Annotated in this window: 10 protein-coding genes; 6 read left to right on the top strand and 4 right to left on the bottom strand. The window is 61.8% G+C overall.

Annotated features, from left to right (window positions below; translation table 11 throughout):
* Positions 1 to 102 precede the first annotated feature (102 nt).
* Positions 103 to 366 carry a hypothetical protein gene (locus OHL11_RS13195; RefSeq protein WP_263371965.1) on the top strand — a complete coding sequence of 88 codons (264 nt, stop codon included), beginning with the start codon at positions 103 to 105 and terminating at the stop codon, positions 364 to 366.
* A 104-nt stretch (positions 367 to 470) separates the two neighbouring features.
* Here the strand turns inward: OHL11_RS13195 and OHL11_RS13190 are convergent, their stop codons facing one another.
* Positions 471 to 4,046, bottom strand: a complete 3,576-nt coding sequence (locus tag OHL11_RS13190; protein ID WP_263371964.1) for a beta strand repeat-containing protein — start codon at positions 4,044 to 4,046, stop codon at positions 471 to 473.
* A 537-nt stretch (positions 4,047 to 4,583) separates the two neighbouring features.
* Between OHL11_RS13190 and OHL11_RS13185 the strand changes: the two genes are divergently transcribed.
* Both OHL11_RS13185 and OHL11_RS13180 read left to right on the top strand, forming a co-directional pair.
* Positions 4,584 to 7,658, top strand: a complete 3,075-nt coding sequence (locus OHL11_RS13185; protein WP_263371963.1) for a TonB-dependent receptor — start codon at positions 4,584 to 4,586, stop codon at positions 7,656 to 7,658.
* Positions 7,659 to 7,807: 149 nt separating this feature from the next.
* On the top strand, positions 7,808 to 8,476 hold the full coding sequence (locus OHL11_RS13180; RefSeq protein ID WP_263371962.1) for a hypothetical protein: 669 nt from the start codon (positions 7,808 to 7,810) through the stop codon (positions 8,474 to 8,476).
* 68 nt (positions 8,477 to 8,544) lie between these two features.
* On the opposite strand, the gene OHL11_RS13175 is transcribed toward OHL11_RS13180, so the two are convergent.
* Both OHL11_RS13175 and OHL11_RS13170 read right to left on the bottom strand, forming a co-directional pair.
* Entirely contained in the window at positions 8,545 to 9,612 is a 1,068-nt protein-coding gene (locus OHL11_RS13175) for a hypothetical protein (RefSeq protein ID WP_263371961.1), read from the bottom strand.
* An 80-nt stretch (positions 9,613 to 9,692) separates the two neighbouring features.
* On the bottom strand, positions 9,693 to 11,243 hold the full coding sequence (locus tag OHL11_RS13170) for a VWA domain-containing protein (RefSeq protein WP_263371960.1): 1,551 nt from the start codon (positions 11,241 to 11,243) through the stop codon (positions 9,693 to 9,695).
* A 179-nt stretch (positions 11,244 to 11,422) separates the two neighbouring features.
* On the opposite strand from OHL11_RS13170, the gene OHL11_RS13165 reads away from it, so the two are divergent.
* Genes OHL11_RS13165 through OHL11_RS13155 form a run of 3 tightly spaced genes read left to right on the top strand, consistent with a single transcriptional unit; the run spans position 11,423 to position 14,433 of the window.
* Entirely contained in the window at positions 11,423 to 12,856 is a 1,434-nt protein-coding gene (locus OHL11_RS13165) for an ATP-binding protein (protein ID WP_263371959.1), read from the top strand.
* A gap of 9 nt (positions 12,857 to 12,865) precedes the next feature.
* Complete coding sequence (locus OHL11_RS13160) at positions 12,866 to 13,495, top strand: LuxR C-terminal-related transcriptional regulator (RefSeq protein WP_263371958.1); 630 nt, start codon at positions 12,866 to 12,868, stop codon at positions 13,493 to 13,495.
* 35 nt (positions 13,496 to 13,530) lie between these two features.
* Positions 13,531 to 14,433 (top strand): N-acetylglucosamine kinase, encoded by a 903-nt coding sequence (locus OHL11_RS13155; RefSeq protein WP_263371957.1) that lies wholly within the window; start codon positions 13,531 to 13,533, stop codon positions 14,431 to 14,433.
* Between the two features lie 109 nt (positions 14,434 to 14,542).
* On the opposite strand, the gene OHL11_RS13150 is transcribed toward OHL11_RS13155, so the two are convergent.
* The gene (locus OHL11_RS13150; protein WP_263371956.1) at positions 14,543 to 17,932 is read right to left on the bottom strand and encodes a TonB-dependent receptor; all 3,390 of its coding nucleotides are present in this window, start codon (positions 17,930 to 17,932) and stop codon (positions 14,543 to 14,545) included.
* Positions 17,933 to 17,944: the final 12 nt, after the last annotated feature.

The following is a 17,944-nucleotide window of genomic DNA, read 5'->3' as shown; positions in this document are numbered from 1 at the left end:
CGGAGCATCGCATCAGACGAACGACAGCCCTCGTGGCTGGCGTTTTGCTTTGCCGCGAAAGAGGCATCGCCAACTTCGCGGTCTCCGGCGTAGGATGAGGTTATGTCCAAAGGCTGGGAGTCGAAGAACGTGGAAGAGCAGCAAGCCGAAGCCGCCGCATCAACGCAATCATTCAAGCCAGAAGATAACAGCGCCAAGCTGTTGCAGGAAGCGGAGAAGAAGCGCCGCATCCAGGCGCTCGAGCTGCAGCGCGAGCGCGTGCTGAGCGAACGTACCTCCAGCGCGCATCGCCGTGAAGCGCTCACGCAGGCCCTGGCGACTATCGAAGTGGAACTCGAACAGCTGGGCTGGTCGATCAAAATTTAGATCGCGCGTATGTGGGGTGCAGGGAAGACTCTGCGCGTCACGATGTTTCGAGCAAGCGAAAGGCCCGCCGATTTGGCGGGCCTTTCTGCGTGTTGCGGTTGCGATTAGTTGCCAGTGATCGACACCGTGACCGGCGAGGTGACCGTCAACGATCCGTCGGTGAAGTTGACGGTGAGGTTGAAGGTTCCGCGCGCCGCGCTGTTCGTGCCGTTGCCGCAGCCGGTCATGGTGGCCGTCAGAGCGAGGCCCAGAGCGAGCATCAGCATCGCGCCGAGGCGACGACGACGCGGAGCCACGAGCAACACGCCGAAGCCGAGCAGGGAAGCCAGCTCCAGCCCGCCGGTGCGGCTGACCAGCGAGCTCGTCTGGCCGTTCGTGCGGATGGTCATGACCACGTTGGAGGTAGCGCTCGTACCGCTGAACGTGGTGCTGGCCGGAGCGAAGGAGCAGGTGATGTACGCCGGCGCCCCCGAGCAGCTTGCCGAGACGGTGCCCGAGTAGCCACCTATGCCGCTGACGGCGAAGGTGGTGGTCGTGCTGCCGCCCGTCGGAATGGCGACGCCGGGGTTGCTGTTGGCGACCGTGAAGGTCGGTCCCGAGACGGTCTCGACGATCGTTCCCGCCGAGGACGCGTAGTAGAGCGTGGACGGGGTGAAGGTCGCGGTGATGGTGTGCGTTGCCACGAGCGAGGACTTGAACGGCAGCGTAGCGACGCCGGCTGAACTGATGGTGCTCGTACCCAGCGTGGTCGTGGTGGAGGTGGTCGATCCGCTGACCAGCGAAACGTCGACGAAGGTCACCGTTCCGCTCAGCGCGGTAGTGCCGCTGGGGACCGTGCCGGTGACGGCTACCGTCGCGGTCAGCGTGACCTGCGTGTTCGGTCCGGGGCTCGGATCGGTGGAGGTGACGGTAGTCGAGGTGGTGATGCCGCTCACTACCTGCGAGAGCGTACCCGTCGATGTGGCGTAGTATGCCGTCGCCGGGGTGAAGACGGCGGTGATGGTGTGGGTGGCGTTCGTCAGGGCGCTGGTCGTGGCCGTTGCCTGACCAGTGGTGGCGTCGATGGCAACATTGCTCGCCAGCGCTGCGCCGCTCACGCTATCGGTAAAGGTGACGGTGCCGGCAAGTCCCGGCGCGCCGGTGGGGGCGGTCTGGCCAGCGACCACGGCGACCGTCGCGGTGAAGGTCACCGCTGAACCGCCCGCGCTGGGGTTGGCCGACGACGTGACAGTGGTGGTCGTGGTGAGCGAGTTGACCACCTGCGTCAGCGAACCCGACGAGGTGGAGTAGTCCGCGGTCGCCGGGGTGAAGGTCGCCTTCAGGCTGTGCGAACCGTTTGCCAGCGCTGCCGTGGTGTAGGTCGCGATGCCGGTGGTGGCATCGATGGCCACGCCGGTGGCGAGCGTCGTGGTGCCGTCGGTGAACTTCACCGTACCGGCCAGCGCAGCCGTGCCCGTGGGGACGGTCTGGCCCGAGGCCACGGCGACGGCTGCCGAGAGCGTGATGGAGGTGCCGCCCTGCGACGGGTTCGCCGAAGAGGTAAGCGTGGTCGTGGTGGCGACCGCAGCCGTGCCCGTCAGCGCGACGGTGTAGGTGCCGACCGAGGAGTTGTCCGTCACCGTGAGGGTGCCGGTGAGCGTCTGGTTCGAGACCGTTGGCGACAGCGCCACGCCGATCGCGCAGGTCTGGCCGGGCTGCAGGACGGTCGTCGAGGTGCAATCGCTGTAGAGCGTCGAGCCCGACGCTACGACGGCGAAGTTTGTGCTGGCCGTAATGCCGGAGATCGTCAACGGCGAGTTGCCGACGTTGTTGTGATAAACGACCTCTGTCTCGGAGACATTGCCGATCGCCGCGGTGGTGGTGAAGGTGATCGGCGCGGCTGCGGCGGTGTCTACGTTGATGTGATACACGCCGTAGTCGGTCACGTAGACCGTGCCATCGGTGCCAAAGTTCGACGCCCAGGGAAGGTAATACTTGGCGACCGTGAGCGCGTTACCGTTGCCGGTGCCCTTCACTCCGGTGCCGACGTAAGGAACGATCTTGCCGCTGGCCGTGTCGATCTTGTAGAGCTGGAAGTTGCCGTAGTCGACGTAGTAGATGTCGCCTGCAGGGTCCGTCGTAACGCCAATGGGGTCGCTCAGGGCGTTGGTATAGGCCAAGGCTCCGGCTACGGTTGCTGAGGTTGCCGGAGTTGCATTACCGGCGAGTGTGTAGAGATAGCCCACGGTCGGCGAAGCCCATGCGGAGTTCTCTGTGGTGATGAGCTTACCCATCGCGGCGCCGCCGTTGTAGATCACGCGGATCTTCGCGCTGGTGGCTGAGGTGTATTCGGTGAAGACGACATCACCATCGGCCGTGAGAGCAAGTCCGCGGCTGTTGAGGATGCCTGCGGTCGAAGCGGTTGCCAGTCCGCCGTCGCCAGCGGAAGCCACCTGCGCATAGCCGCCGACAAGGTACACGTAGCCAATCACAGGCGTGGTGCCGGGGTTTTCTGCGGCGATGAGTTTTGCTGCTGCTGCGCCTCCGTTGTAGACCACGCGAATACGCGTGCCACGCGTAGCGAGCGTGGAGTAGCTGACGAAGAAGATATCGCCAGCCGGGCTCACAGTGATCGCGGTGCCGTAGCCCGTGAGTACGGTGCCTGAACCGAGCGGGCCGCCATCGCCGGTGATACCCGCAGTGCCGGGTGTGCCGATGAGCTTGTAGATATAGCCGACCTGAGGCGCTGAGGTGGCGCCGGCGCAGGTGGTTGCGCCCGTGGTCAGACCAAAGATCGTGGGGTTTGCCATCTCGATAAGGCAAGCCATGGAGTCGCCGCCCGCGAAGACTACGCTCGTCGAGTAGTTGGTGTAGTTCGAGACCAGGATGTTGCCAGCGGCATCGACGGCTACGCCTTCCGGACCATAGAGCGTGCCTGCTGTGGTGGCGAGCACATTGTTGAGATTGCCACCGGTGTGCGAGGTCGTCGTTGCCGTGCCGGATACGGCAGTGGTGTCGCCAGCGATGGTGTAAATGTTCCCGGCAACGGGTGCGGAGGTCGCACCAGCGCAGCTTGTTGCGCCTGCGGAGAGGCCGAAGAGCGTCGGCTCCTCGATCTGGATCAGGCAAGCCAGAGCTGAGCCGCTGTTGTAGACCACGCGGATGTTCTGCATGCCGTAGTCGGCGATGTAGAGGTTGCCGGCTGCGTCAGAGGTCGTGCCCATCAGGGTGTAGAACTTGGCGGCAGAGAGGGGGCCGCCATCGCCGGAGTAGCCCGAACCGACGGGGCCGCTATAGGTGTTGTAGCCCGGGCTCATCAACCCCTGTGGGCCGCTTGCGGCGCCGGTGAGGCCGACGGTGTAGAGCGTGCCGGTGGAGTCCGTGACCGTCAGGGTTGCGGTACGCGTGCCGGAGTAGAACGGCTTGAACGTGACCGGGATGCTACAGGTGCCGCCGGAGACCACGGTCGTACAGCCCGAGGTCGTGCCGAGTACGAACTCCTGCTTGCTGTTCATCGTTGAGGAGATGACGACGCTCGCCACCGTGACGGCGCGATTCGCGGTCAACGTCACGGTTTGTGAGCTTGAGGTCTGCCCGATGGCGGTCGACGGGAAGCTAACGGTGGTGCTGCTGGAAAGCGTAAACGCCTGACCCGCGGAGGCATGAGCTGCCTGCGAGCCAAGGCCCAGGGCTGTTGCCAAGGCAAGAGCGAAGTTCCTGACAAACGTACGACCGACCATTCGGAGACGATCCCTTCTCATAGAGCAGTGCTTCACTTGCTTCGTTCTTCAGTCATCCCGTGGGCATGTCGCAGCGGTCCAGGCGCGCATGTCCTTAGCAAGGTGGGATTTCTGAAGAGTGGCCAGTCCTGGCCGCAAGTGTTGCGTTTGTGAGCTGTAGCGGCATATTCATGCCGCGCGTGGCACTGAAAGTTGCTTAGGTTGGTCAAAGCATACGTTCGCCAAGGCCCTGATGCAAGGTCGTAGTGCGAACATCGGCCATCTATCTCGGGTCCTTATTGCTACGGCGCGTGGGCGGTGTTAGGTTCAATTGCAACGGTCCTCTAACAATTGTTCTGCTTCCCACACGGGTCTGATTTTCGATTCGCTAAGTGACTCGATAGGTGTGTTCTGCCTACTCCACGTTTTGTTTTGCGATGGAGCACTCGCGTGTGCGGGAAGTGTTGCCAGCGACGACGGCGTTTGCCGCCTCGTATCGCTTCAAGGAGTTTGACCCAGGTGCGTTTGGCTCGTTGGTTTCTTTCCCTGTCACTACTGGTGGCGTTGTTTATCGGCGTGTCCGCACGAGCGCAGTCGGTGGATACTGCCGGCCTCGAAGTCGACGTCCGCGACCCTTCCGGCGCGAAGGTCGAAGGCGCAACTCTAACGCTGACCAACACCGCCACGCACGATGTACGCGTCGGCGTTTCGGGCAAGGCGGGCGTTTTCCGCTTCGTCGCGCTGCAACCCGGCGGCTATGAGTTGCTGGTCGAGCACGCTGGCTTCGCGCAGACGCGCCAGACAGGCATCACGCTCTCGGTCGGCCAGGCCTCCACCGCGAACATCGCGCTGACGGTAGCTTCCTCGGATGCGGTCGTCCAGGTAAATGCGGACGTTTCTCAGATTGACCCTGACCGTACGACGATCGGCCAGACCATCTCGCAGGAAGAAATCGACAACCTGCCGTCGGATGGCCGTAACTTCCTTGACTTCGCAATCACTGTCCCTGAAGTAACGACGACGCAGACGACCGGCCAGAACTCCGGTTTCTCGGTCAACGGCCAGCGTTCGCGTTCGAACTCGATCATGATCGACGGTGTGGAGAACAACGGCCAGCTCAACGGCAACGTTCGCCAGACGCTTTCGCAGGATGCGATCGCGCAGTTCCAGGTGCTCACGGAACAGTTCCCCGCAGAGTTCGGCGGTGCAGGCGGCGGCTTCATTAACGTGGTCACGCGCGCAGGTACAGACAAGTTTCACGGTACGGCGTACTACTTCACGCGTCAGCAGTTCCTGAACTCCTCGAATGCGTTCAGCAATACGAACCCGAGCATTTACTCACGTAATGATCTGGGACTCTCAGTTGGCGGACCGATCAAGTCGAACCGCACTTACTTCTTCGGTGCGCTCGAATACGTAGGTCTGAATACCTCGAAGTACTCGTACATCGGTTCGTATGCTTCGGCGGTTGACGGCACTCTGGCAGCAGGCAAACTCATCGGTTCACCCGTTCGTGGAGTTGATACCGATGGCTACATTCCGCAGTCCTCTGCGCAGACGCTCGCGTCGATGCGTATCGACCACCGCATCAGCGACCGCGACACGTTGATCGGTCGCGTGCTCTACGTGCAGTACCTCCAGGCCAACAGCACCAACACCGGCGGCTACTACGATTTGTCTGCGGCTACCAGTACGTACACCCACACGCAGAACTACTTCGCCGAGTGGACACATATCTTCTCGCCGACATTGCTGAATGAGTTGCACGCAATGGTGGCTCCTCAGCGTCTGAAACAGCTTCCTCACGTATACGGCACGGGCGCAGCGATCGGCGGTGTTGTGAACATCGGCGCGACAAGCGACTTCCCGGTGACGCTCGACGAAGACCACTACGAAATTGATGACGCTCTCTCGAAGACTTTGGGTCGTCATCTCTTCAAGGCTGGTGTGCAGGTGAATTACATCCGCGCGCGCAGCTACTTCCCGACGAATTTTGTGGGTTACTGGAGCTTCTACACGACGGGCAACTTTGCGCTCGCCGCTCCGCAGCCGTACCGCTATGTTCAGAGCTTCGGTAATCCGGATATCCATCTTCCGGATACGCTGATTGGTGGCTACATCGAAGACTCGTGGAAGGCGACCTCGCGCCTGACGCTGAATCTCGGCGTGCGTTACGACCTCGATCTGCAGCCGCAGGGTTTCAACCAGAATGCGAACGATCCGATCCAGGCTTCGCTCTCGCACGGGATGGCGCGCGACTATAACAACTTTGCTCCGCGCGTAGCTCTGTCGTACGCGATCGATAAGAAGGGCAAGACGGTTTTGCGTGCAGGCTACGGCATGTTCTACGACAAGAACCTGCTGATCCTCGCTCGCAATACGCTGCAGACCAAGCAGCAGCTTGTCATGACTCTGAACAACTCGGGCACGACGACTGCTGCAGCAAATACCGCACTCATCAATGCGTTCGCCACGGGACCCTACACGAATACCGCATCGTTCCCGACGACGGGCTTTGGTGCAGGCTTTGCTCCGAGCATCAGCCGTTCTTTCCCGGGTACCGTTCTGCCGATCATCCATCAGATGGATCTTGGCATCGATCGCGCGTTGACCTCGAAGCTTGTGCTGTCGATCACGGGCATTCACGTCGAAGGTGAGAAGCTGCTGAAGGCCGCCAATTCGAACCTCGCGCCTCCAGTGATCCTCACCAGCGCAAACCAGACATACTTCGGCTATGCGGTTTCTAACGGTACGACCACTTGTAACGGCGTGAACAGTTCTTCAGGCAAGTCACAGCCTTGCTACCAGCAGCTCAACCGCGCGTTCTATGGCGATATGCGTGACCCGACGACGAATGCGCTGATCCGTGCGGGCCGCCTCGACCCGCATTACTACGACATCAGCATCACTGGCCCGTGGGGGCACTCGAACTATAACGGTCTTCGCATCGGTCTGCAGCAGAACGCCTGGCATGGCCTCACGGTTCGCGCTGGATATGTATGGGCGCGTGCGGAAGACGATGCACCGGACTTCCTGAACGGAGCTCTGCCGGACAACCCTTACAACCCGAAGGCAGAAAAGTCGCTTTCCAACGAAGACGTGCGCAATCGCTTTACCGGATCGATGGTGTACCGCATCCCGTATCACACGAATCGCCGCCACTTCACTTGGACGAAGGCTATTTTAGGTGACTGGATCATGTCGGGAACGTACATCACTGGTTCGGGAACTCCGCAAAACATTACCGTGGGTTCGGACATGAACAACGATGGTTCCACCTCGACGGACCGTCCGTTCATCAATGGTGTGATCGTCGGCCGTAATGCCTTCCGCGGTGCTCGGCAGTCGAGCGCGAGCGCCCGCGGCCAGAAGGAAATCCGTTTCCCACGTGGCCAGCGCCTGACCTTCTCGGCTGAAGCGTTCAACCTCTTCAACCACTACAACATCACCGACTTCGATACCTCCTGGGGTACCGGGCAGAACCCAACCGCACGTACTCCAACGAGCACGGGGAAACCTGGATCCTATTACGGTGAAGCCGATGCAGCAAGTGGCTCTCGCGTTATGCAACTTGGAATTCGTTACAAGTTCTAATTGACTAACGTGGAATTACCTGAGGACGCGGCTGCATGCCGCGTCCTCGTCCTTGAAAAGGAAAAGCTTTGAAAGTGAAGTCCTCCGTACTACTCGCATTCGCTGCTTTGTGTATCGTCGTTCCGGGCGTTCACGCACAAGGGACAGCTGTGTCCTCTGCCCCAGCCTCTGTTCAGGCGCCTCCAACTGCTGCCGATGCCACAGCGCTCTGTTGCGGTGAGGTATCGAACCCTGGCAAGCTGCTGGACCGCGTTATCGACTCGATGCATGTGGATGATCGTTGGCAGCCGCATGTGCATATCGAATGGGCTACGGGGCTGCAGGATCAGCCGTCCGGTTCGAGTGGTCCTGACCGAGCAACACATTGCTCATCCTTCACCGCAGCGCTTGGGCTAAAGCTGGATGTTTACATGCTGCGTCCGCCGGAACATTCGCAGCAGTTGCTGGCAAGCGCTCAGGGCGAGTGGTTTCGCTCTCCGGGAGGCGTGCAGGCGGGATGGACTTCTGTTCCAACGGCTGCAGAGGCGCAGACGCTCTCCAACGCGGGCAAGTTGGTCGTCGTCGTGTATGAGAGCCCAGAGCCTCGTCGACCGGGGCATGTGGCGATCGTGCGTCCTTTCCCGAAGACGAATGCCGACCTTGCCGAGAATGGTGTGCAGACCGCACAGGCCGGAGCGAAAAACTTCTCCAGCGGCGTAGCGCGCGTGTCGTTTGCCAAGCACGAAGGCGCATGGCCGAACGGCGTTCGCTACTACGTGCATACGATCGACTGGCAGAAGCTGATCGCCAAGTGGTCCGACCAGGCGAAGAAGAACTAGCTGTATCTGAGGGAAAGAGAAACGCCTACTGCTCGCAGTAGGCGTTTCTCTTTTGTGTTGCGGTGAGACTACGGGCGGTACTTCAGGCCCAGGTAGCCGCCATCGGCGTCATAGGCATAGTCGAAGTGAGCGATCCCGCGCAGACCTGTGTTCACGAAGGTGGTCTCGTGCGGTTTGCGCCAGCTTACCTTGCGCGGGGTCTCAGGATCATGCGTGTCGCCGCTGGTGAACTCATAGCTGAGTTGGCCGCCCAGAAGATACACCTTGATCGGCGTGCCGTCGGGAACGTCTCCGCTCTCGGGCGCACCGGGGGAGGAGACCATCATGTTCGTGAGTCCGGTATCGATCAGCACTGTGCCCATGCCGAGCGTCTTGCCTGCGACGGCGATGGTTCCCGCAGCGGTCTCCCAATCCTTCGGCGCGTTGGAGTCGTCGGGCGGCTCGACCGAGCGCGAATTCAGCTTCTGCCATTTCCAATCGCCGGTCTGCATCAGGTCGGCGTTCAGGCCAAGCTGCACGCCCTTCGGCGTGAGCACATAGCCGCGGCGCATGCGGCCTTCCTGCATGGCATTCAGCATGATGAACGCATTGCGCTGCTGTACCTTCCAGTCCTTGCCATCGCCGCGGCCAAAGCCGATGCCGAGCATGTGCGGATGGCCAGGGCCGGGGGAGCAATGCGCCGCATTGACGCCGGTGCCCAGGCATTCGCGGAGCTTCACCGCGAGTACCGGCATGTGCGCGATGATAGGCGAGCCATCCGGCATCTTGGCGTCTTCGAACTTCACGTCCACCGTTTCCCAGGTACCGCTCAGGCGGATGCCCGAAGAGGAATACGTGATCTCGCCCGGCTCACCCTTGCCTGTGTAACCGGGAATCTCGTCGGCCGAAACCATGATGCCGGTGGAGCCGGTATCGATCTGGAACGTCGAGCTCTCCCCGCCGTTGAAGGAGAGGCGCATGTGAATCGAGCCGAGGTGCTGGAAGTTCAGCGCATCGTCGGAGTAGGGAACCGTCACGGCCGGTACGCCGGCGGGGAAGGTCGGTTTCACGGGAGCCTTGGCCTGCGCGTGAGAGATCGCGCCAGTGCCTACCGCTGCAAGGGCCGCAGCGGCACAGGCGAAGCGAAGAAGCTGCATTCTGCCTCCAGAAGGTTGGGGGCAGCGCTCGAAAGCGCCGCACGGAAACGCCACAAAACGGAAAGTGTTTCCAGCCTACATTACTTCAGGTTCACATCCGCGGTGCCGATGTGCCCGGTGCCTGCGTCGCGCACTACGAAGCGTATGCGAGAGGTTTTCTCGGGCACGTCGAAGGCGAAGGGGAAGGCCACGTGCTGGCCGTGGTCAACATCGGTGCCCGCCGGAATGCGCTCTTTCTCTTCGATCGACTTGTGCAACAGCTCTTTGCCCTTGACGTTGTAGCAAACCACCATGATGGTGGCTTCCGCGCGGCGAGAGCCTTCGTCTTCGTCGATCCAGGTGACATCTTTGGCGAGCACGAGCAGTTTGTAGCCTTTGCCATCCTGCCTGGCCTGCACGTCGAGTCCGTTGTAGGGCAGCGTCGTTTGCGCGGCGGCAGCGATGTCCCACTTGAGCTGATTGCTGGTCTTCGCGGTCGGCGTTGGCGCGGCTTCTACCGGCGGCGGACCGCTGAAGTAGCCTTGGCGCGTCACGGCGTGGAGGCCGGGCGTGCCGAGCTTGACGACGATCTTGCGGAAGGGGGCGGCTGCGTCGTCGGTGCTGGTCGGCGTGTAGGTCAGCGTGTAATAGACCGAAGCTTCCTTCAAGCTGTCAGCGATGGCCACGTCGATGTCGTTGCGCTCGGCGAAGATCGCGCCGCCGGTGGCCGTGGCGAAGCTGGCGAAGTCGAGCTTGTCGGCGAAGGGGCCAAGGCTATCGGTGGGACCGCTCGTGGTGGGGTTGCCATCCGCGTCCGTGCCGTCATCCTGCTGCACCGCGTGCACGCCCTGCGGGTCGATCACGTAGAGCACGACGCGAGACATCTGCAGGCGCGTGGTGATGGTCTTCACCACGGCCATGATCTTGTCCTGATCCTCTTCGTCGAGGCTGACGGTGTCGATCATCGGGTAGCCCACGCCCATCCAGATCACGTTCTTGCGACCGGGAGTGCCGCTGGAGGCATCGGCGATCTGACCGAGCACGCCGAGCGTCTGCGAGGTGCGCTCAAGCGCGCCATCGCCGCTGCTGTTGCGCATCATCTGCCACGGGTACTGCGGGAAGTGCTTCTTCACGGCGTCCAGCAGTTCCTGGCGGCTCTGCGTGTAGTCGTGCAGCACGACGAAGTGCGCGTCACCGGCAGCGACGATCTGCGTGGGGTGCGGCAGTACTTCGGGCTGGCGCATCAGGTAGTGCTCCATGCGGTCGCGCGCATAGGCCATGTCTTCGAACTTGGAGTTCAACTCATCGAGCACGAGGATGTCGACCGGGTCGGTGCCGATTTTCTTCAGGTCCGCGGTGCTCGTCACCACCGTCTTCGGTGCACCGTTCGCGGGTGGCACGTGTGGCTCAAAGTTGCGGATGCGCTGCGGCACCTTATCTTCCAGAATGGTGAACTGCGACTTATCGAGCCCGGTGACGGGCTTGTCGTTCTTGTCGAGCACCACGACGTCCAGCACAACCAGACGCGTCGAGGTCTTCAGCGTGTAGCCTTGCGGCTCGGGGCTGGTGGAGGGTGCGGAAGAGGCAGGAGCGGTCTGGGCAGCAGCAGAGAGAGAACCTGCAGCCAACAGGGCCAACGGGAGCGAGCGCATCAGGATTTTCACGGCAACCATGTAGACGTCAAGTTTAGTGACAAAGTCGCGCAAAATCTTTCGATAGTTCCGCTAAACGGATTCGCATCTATCTGTCGCCACGGCTTAAGCTGTACTGAGGTCTTATGCTGCCTGTCACCACTACCCGACGTCGCCAGAGTAACCGCGTTTTTCGAGCGGTGCGGCGCTTCGTTTCCAGCAAGCCGAAGACGTTGGGGATGGGCCTGGTGCTGGTCGCGGCAATCGCTCTACTGGAGCAGCACACCGGCAGCGACTACTCGCTCGAGATCGTATATGTCTTCCCGGTGATGCTTGCGGCCGTGGTGCTGACGCGCTGGCAGATTGTGGGCGCGGCAATCTTCTGCGCGATCGTGCGCGGCTTCTCGATCAGCGGCGAAACCTTCCTCGGGCATCTGCTGAGTTTCGGCATGGCCAGCATGGCGTACATCGGCTGCGGTCTGCTTATCTATCAGATCCTCGACTCGCGTCGCTCGCTGCTGGAACACAACGCGCGTATCCGCTTCGAGCAGCGCCTGCGCCGTCGCGCGGAGGAGCAGCTTCGCCTGATGGCACAGAGCAGCCCGGCCGCGATTCTCACGATCAGCGTGAAGGGCGAGGTGCTGGCTGCGAACGCCGCTGCGGAAGAGATCTTCGCGCTCGAGGGCAAGAAGGACGGACGCATTCTTGTCGGTCGGCAGATTCGCGAACTCGTTCCGCTCTTTGACGACGCATTGCGCCTGCCCGAGGAGATCTCCGGTGTCCGCACCCAGGTAAGCACCTGGGCGCATCGCTCCGACGGCACGCAGTTTCCGGCGACCGCATGGTTCTCCATCTATGGCACGGGCGAGAACCGCCGACTCGCTACGATTCTTACGGACAGCTCGACCGAAGTACGTGAGCGTGAGCACGCTCACTTCGAAGACATGGTGCAGCAGAACCGTGTGCTGGCCGGCGCGGTCTCGCATGAGATTCGCAACCTCTGCGCTGCGATCGCCGTCGTGCAGCGCAACCTCTCCAACCACACGAACCTTGCAGGCGATGAAGACTTCGAGGCGTTGACGCGTCTGATTGACGGCCTCACCGAGATCTCTACCTTCGACCTTCGGAACCAGAGCCGCGCGGCGCTCTCTGCGGTGAGTCTGCATGAAGTGATCGAGCAGCTTCGCGTTGTGATCGGCCAGGACTGGGAAGACATCGACGGCTCGCTGGAGTTCCGCGTGCCGCGTTCCTTCCCGGCGGTGCAGGCGGAGCGTCAGGGGTTGCTGCAGGTGCTATTGAACCTGGCGCAGAATTCGCTGCGGGCCGTGGAAGAGATGCCCGAGCGCAAACTGATCATCGAGGCCACGCATGATGGCTCCGTGGTGACGATGTTCGTTACCGATACGGGCCACGGTTTGAAGAATCCGAAGGGACTGTTTCAGCCTTTCCAGACCGGCCGCCCGCAAGGCGGAGGTTCCGGACTGGGACTGTACGTTTCGCGCGCCATCGCGAAGAGCTTTGGCGCTGATTTGCATTACCGACCCACGGACGAAGGCTGCCGCTTTGCGATCATCCTTCGTCTCGTGACTCCTCAGGAAGGAGCGGTGGCCGCGTTGTCGGCGGCTTCCGCATAGAAGAGCACCATGGTTCCTGTACGCCTATATTTGTTGGACGATCACGCCCTCTTCCGCGAGGGTCTGTTGCGCCTGCTTTCGAACGATCAACGATATGACCTTGTGGGCCAGAGCGGTGTGCCGTCGGAGGCGATCGATCAGATCCTGACGACGAAGCCGCACGTGTTGATCCTCGACTACGACCTCGGCAGCGAAACGGCGTTGCAGTTCATGACGACCCTGCGCGGTCGTGGCTTCGAAGGCCGCGTGTTGCTCGTCACTGCGGGGCTGCCCGATGCCGACGCGCTCAAGCTCATCCAGATGGGGTTGTCGGGCATCTTCCACAAGCAGCAATCTCCGGAAGATCTGCAGCGCGCGATTGTGGAGGTAGCGTCGGGCCGTGTGCTCATCGATCAGGAGTACCTGCGCGCGATTCTCGTTGCGGGACAAGCGCCGACGATTCCGCGCTTCACCGAACGCGAGCGTGCGACCATGCGCCTGTTGCTGCAAGGCAAGGCGAACAAGGAGATTGCGGCGGAGTTCGGCGTTTCTGAAAGCGCGGTGAAGGCCACTTTGCAACAGCTCTTCTCCAAGACCGGCGTACGCACTCGCTCGCAACTGGTGCTGCTCGCTATCGAGCGCTACCGCAACGACATCTAGCTCCGCTGCGAGCCATAGCCGACGAAACGAGAACGATGAATCTGTATCTGGGAATCGACGCGGGCGGCACGAAGGCCGAGTACGCGCTGGCAGAAGGCGAACGCGAGATCGCGCGCGTACGTGGCGGCTCGATCAAACGCATGCGCGTGGACGAAGCCACAGCCACCAAGCATCTGGAAGACGCGCTGCGTGAGCTCGAAGCGAAATCGGGCCGCAGCCTGAAGGATGTGGTGCACACCTGCATCGGCACGGCTGGCGAGCAGGTGCCGATGGTGGCGGATTGGCTACGCAAAGAGATCGGCGCACGCGTTGGCGGCGATCTGCTGGTGCTCGGTGACGTGGAAATTGCGCTGGATGCAGCATTCTTCGGCAAGCCGGGGGTGCTGGTGCTTGCGGGCACAGGGTCGAACATCGCTGTGCGCAGCCCGGAGGGGCAGATGCTCTCTGCCGGTGGCTGGGGCCCGCTGCTGGGGGATGATGGCTCAGGCTATCGCATCGGTATAGAGACGTTGCGACGTCTCTTCCGCGAGTATGACCGCGGCGAGATCACGCCGCTCATGCAGCGTGTCTTCACACACTGGAACGTGGCCACGCCGAGCGAGCTTATCTCATTGGTACATGCACAGCCGGGGCCGGACTTTGCTTCGCTCGCGCGCATCGTTGCGGAAGCGCAAGCTGCTGGCGATCCATTGGCTGATGAGATTCTTGCCGAGCAGGGAAGGGCTCTGGCGGCGGTGATACTGCGCTTGCTGGCGCGTGCTGGCTTCCGCGAAGGTGACTCGATCCACTTTGCTTTCACCGGTTCGGTCGTGCAGCACATCCTGCCGGTGCGCCGCGCGATGGAGCAAGCCGTACTCGCGCAGCATCCTCACTCGGTCTTCATGACGGAAGCTACTGATGCTGTGAGCGGCGCGCTTTGGCGTGCGCGTACGCGCTGACAGCGACGTTACAGCGTTGTGATTTGTAGGGGCGCAGAGATTCTCTGCGCCCCTGCAAGCTTTGCGCCGACGCGGATTCATCGTCGGCGCAACACGCTTGAGTGAGTCTTTAGCGGCTCAGCCTGAGAGCGAACTGGACCACACGAGGATCGGTGCTGGTGGCGGTGATCGTACCGAAAGCTGCGGCGCCTACAGAGCCATTCGGTGAGCCTAGGCCCGGGGTGTTCGTGACGTCGAAGACCTCGGCGCGGAACTCGAGATCGGTCTTCGCGCCGAGAGCGGTGTGCTTCGAGAGCGAGAGATCGAGGTCACGATATGCCGGTCCACGCACGGGGTTGCGCGAGGCATTGCCGAAGGTGAACTGCGGCGCAGCCTGGAACGCCGAGGTGTTGAACCAGTGCTGGAAGTTGCGCTGGCTCGATGGCAACACAGGGTCGCCAACAATGTTCGGTCGCTGCAACGGCACACCCGCGAAGGCATTGTTGTTCGTGGAGTTCGTCACCGTCACCGGCATGCCGCTCTGCATCGTGTAGATGCCGTTGATGGTCCAACCGCCAAGCACGGGCGTGAGGAAGCCGTGGCCCTTGAACTTCGTCAACTCATAGACCGCGCTCACCGAAGCAACATTGGTCATGTCGCCGTTGGAGAGATCGCGCTCCAGCCACGGTCGATAGGTATCAGCCATGATGAGTGATGAGGTATTCGGCGAACTCAACACCGTGGACGAGAAGACGCTCGACGCAGGATCGATGAGCTTCGACCATGTGTACGACACGAGGAAGGTCAGCCCCTCGCGCGTGCGCTGTTCGAGCTTCGTGCTGAGGCCGTTGTACACCGAAGAGCCGGTGTTATTGCGGTAGATCGCGATGTTCTGGAACTGCGCATACGGCTTGAGCAACTGAGCATGAGCGATCTTCGCCGAAGCGCCGAGCACGCTGGTGCGCGGCAGCACATTGAAGTACGGGTTTGCCACCTGACCGGTAAGATTCGTGGCGGCTGCGCCACCGGCGAGACCGCTGGCGATCTGCGCGTCAGTCAGCTGATTGAGGTTCTGGTCAGGGATGCCGAGGTGCACGATGTGCGAGCCGATGTAGGCGACCTCCAGCGAGAGGTTCGGCGTGAACGCCTGCTGCACTGCGAGGTTCCACTGCTGCGAATAGCCAGAGCCCATCTTGCGGTTGGCGGTGTACACGCTCTGGCCGAGGCCCGCGTCCGGCGTCGCTGCGATGGGCGTCACCTGGCTGGGACCAGCCGCGAGTGCGAAGGCGGGGATGTAGCCATCGGTTGTCTTCTGCTGCACGTTCTGGATGAACGGATACTGCGGCGTGGTGAACGGCGTGGTGATGCCGCTCTGGTCGATGAAGACGATGCCGTATCCACCGCGGATGACGCTCAGTGCGTTCGGCGAGTAGGCGAAGCCGACGCGCGGAGCTACGTTTGTCCAATGCAGTTCACGCGCGGAGCGCGAATTACCGTTGACGCCTAGGTAGTCGAGTTGCTGCGTGGCAAGGTTGAAGACCGCACCCTGGTTGTGCGTTTCGGTGGAGGGCATGTGCAGCGTCCATCGCGCGCCGAGGTTCAGCGTGAGCTTCGGCGTTACGCGCCAGTCGTCCTGCGCGAAGAACTCGTGGATGTAGTCGCGCGGACGAATCGTGCGCTGCTGCAGGTCGACGGTGTACGTGTCCACCTGGCCAAGCAGGAAGCTCGCGAAGGCGTTACCGCCGGTGACCGCGCCTGCGGTGCTGGTGGTGTCGGTGCCGGTGGTCGTGAACTGAAACGAGCCTGTCGGCAACGGCGGCGCGAAGGCGTTCAGCTCATAGCGACGAAGGTCGGCGCCAAGCTTGATGGTGTGCGAAGACTTCGTCCACACAAGCGTATCGATGAGCTCGCCAACAGCTGTCTGGTAGCGTCCGCTGGCGCTGGCCGCAGAGCCAAGCTGCTGATAGCCCGTGAACGTGAACTGCGGCATCGTGTTCGCGTACGACGAGTTCACCGGGATATTCGGAATGCCGAGCACGCTCGTCGCAGTGCCGTTTAGCTGCGCGCCCAGTGAGGAGTTGCCGCGGCGCGTGTAGCCAACGCGAAAGTCGTTGAGCAGCGAGGAGGTGAAGGTGTGCGTCTCGTTGAGCACTACCTGTTGGCCGAGCACGTTCGTTACGCCGGTCACGTTCGACGTGCCGACCACAGCGCTGGCCGAGCTGATGAGTCCACCGTAGAGCGGCAGATAATCTGCGGGCTTGTCGGCCTCAGAGAAGTAGCTGTAGCGCACGAAGCCGCGGTCCTTGCGGCCGAGCGCGCCATCGAGACGCACATCGAATTGGTTCTGATGATCGTCGTCGTTGTTTGTGTAGCTGTAGTTGTTGCTCGCCGCTGCGCTCTGCGCATGCGGATAGAGATTGAGGATCGTCAGCGCCTTCGCATCGAATGCGCACTGCGCGGTGGTGATGGTGTCGTTGGTGAACTCCGTGCGCACCGTCTGGCCCGCGCCGTTCGTCGTCGTCGTGCAAGGGTTGTAGATCTTTGCGACGCCCGAGAAGTTGCCGCCACGCATCGCCTCAGTGGGCACGGTGGAGATGCGCGGAATGCCGATGCGCTGCTTCAGGCCCTGATAGTCCGCAAAGAAAAAGAGCTTGTCCTTCACGATCGGGCCACCCAGCGTCGCGCCGAACATGTTGCGACGATACTGCGGCTTGGCGCCGGTGCGCGCGAAGAAGTTGCGCGCGTTCAAGGCTTCGTTGCGGAAGAACTCGTAGACGCTGCCGTGAAAGTCGGCCGTGCCGGAGCGTGTCGCCACGTTGACCACGCCGCCGTTGAATCGGCCAAACTCTGCGGGCACGTTGTTGGCTTCGACGGAGAACTCGGCGATGTCGTCAATGATCGGGAAGAACACGACCTGGCCGGGTTCGGGCTGCAGCGCAGAGACACCGTCGTAGAGGTATTCGTTGGTGCGCGGACGTCCGCCGTTGATACGCGGCAGCAACTGCCCCGGTGGCAGGGCCACACCCGGCGCAAGCTGTGTGAGCTGGATGAAGTTGCGCGCATTCAGCGGTAGCGCCTGCACCTGATGGCCCGGAATCGTCGTGGCCATATCGCTTGTCGCGGCCTGGAGGAGCGGAAGGTCGCTGTTGACTGTCACAGCTTCGGTGTTGCCCGCCTTGAGCATCACGTCCGCGCGAACCGTGGTGCCGGTGGTGACGGTGATGCCGACTTGTGTGAACGATGCGAAGCCGGACGCCTCCACCGCAACCGTGTAGCGGCTGGAGTTCAACTGCGAGAAGTCGTAGTCGCCCGCGCTGGTGGTGCGCGCATGAAGCGCCGTGTGCGTGGCGCTATCGGTCAGCGTGACCGAAGCGCTGGGGATCGCAGCGCCAGTGGCATCGGTGACATGGCCTTTGAGTTCACCGAGAGCTTGAGCGTGCGCCGCGCTTGTCGCAACGCCAAGAGCAAACGAAAGGGCAGACAGCCGCAGAGCGCGGCGAAGGAAGGGTTCTGAGGGCATCTCCCGAATTTA

It is taken from the genome of Granulicella cerasi, from assembly GCF_025685575.1.
GTDB classification, from domain to species: Bacteria; Acidobacteriota; Terriglobia; order Terriglobales; family Acidobacteriaceae; genus Granulicella; species Granulicella cerasi.
This window is presented reverse-complemented; position numbering and strand designations above follow the sequence as displayed.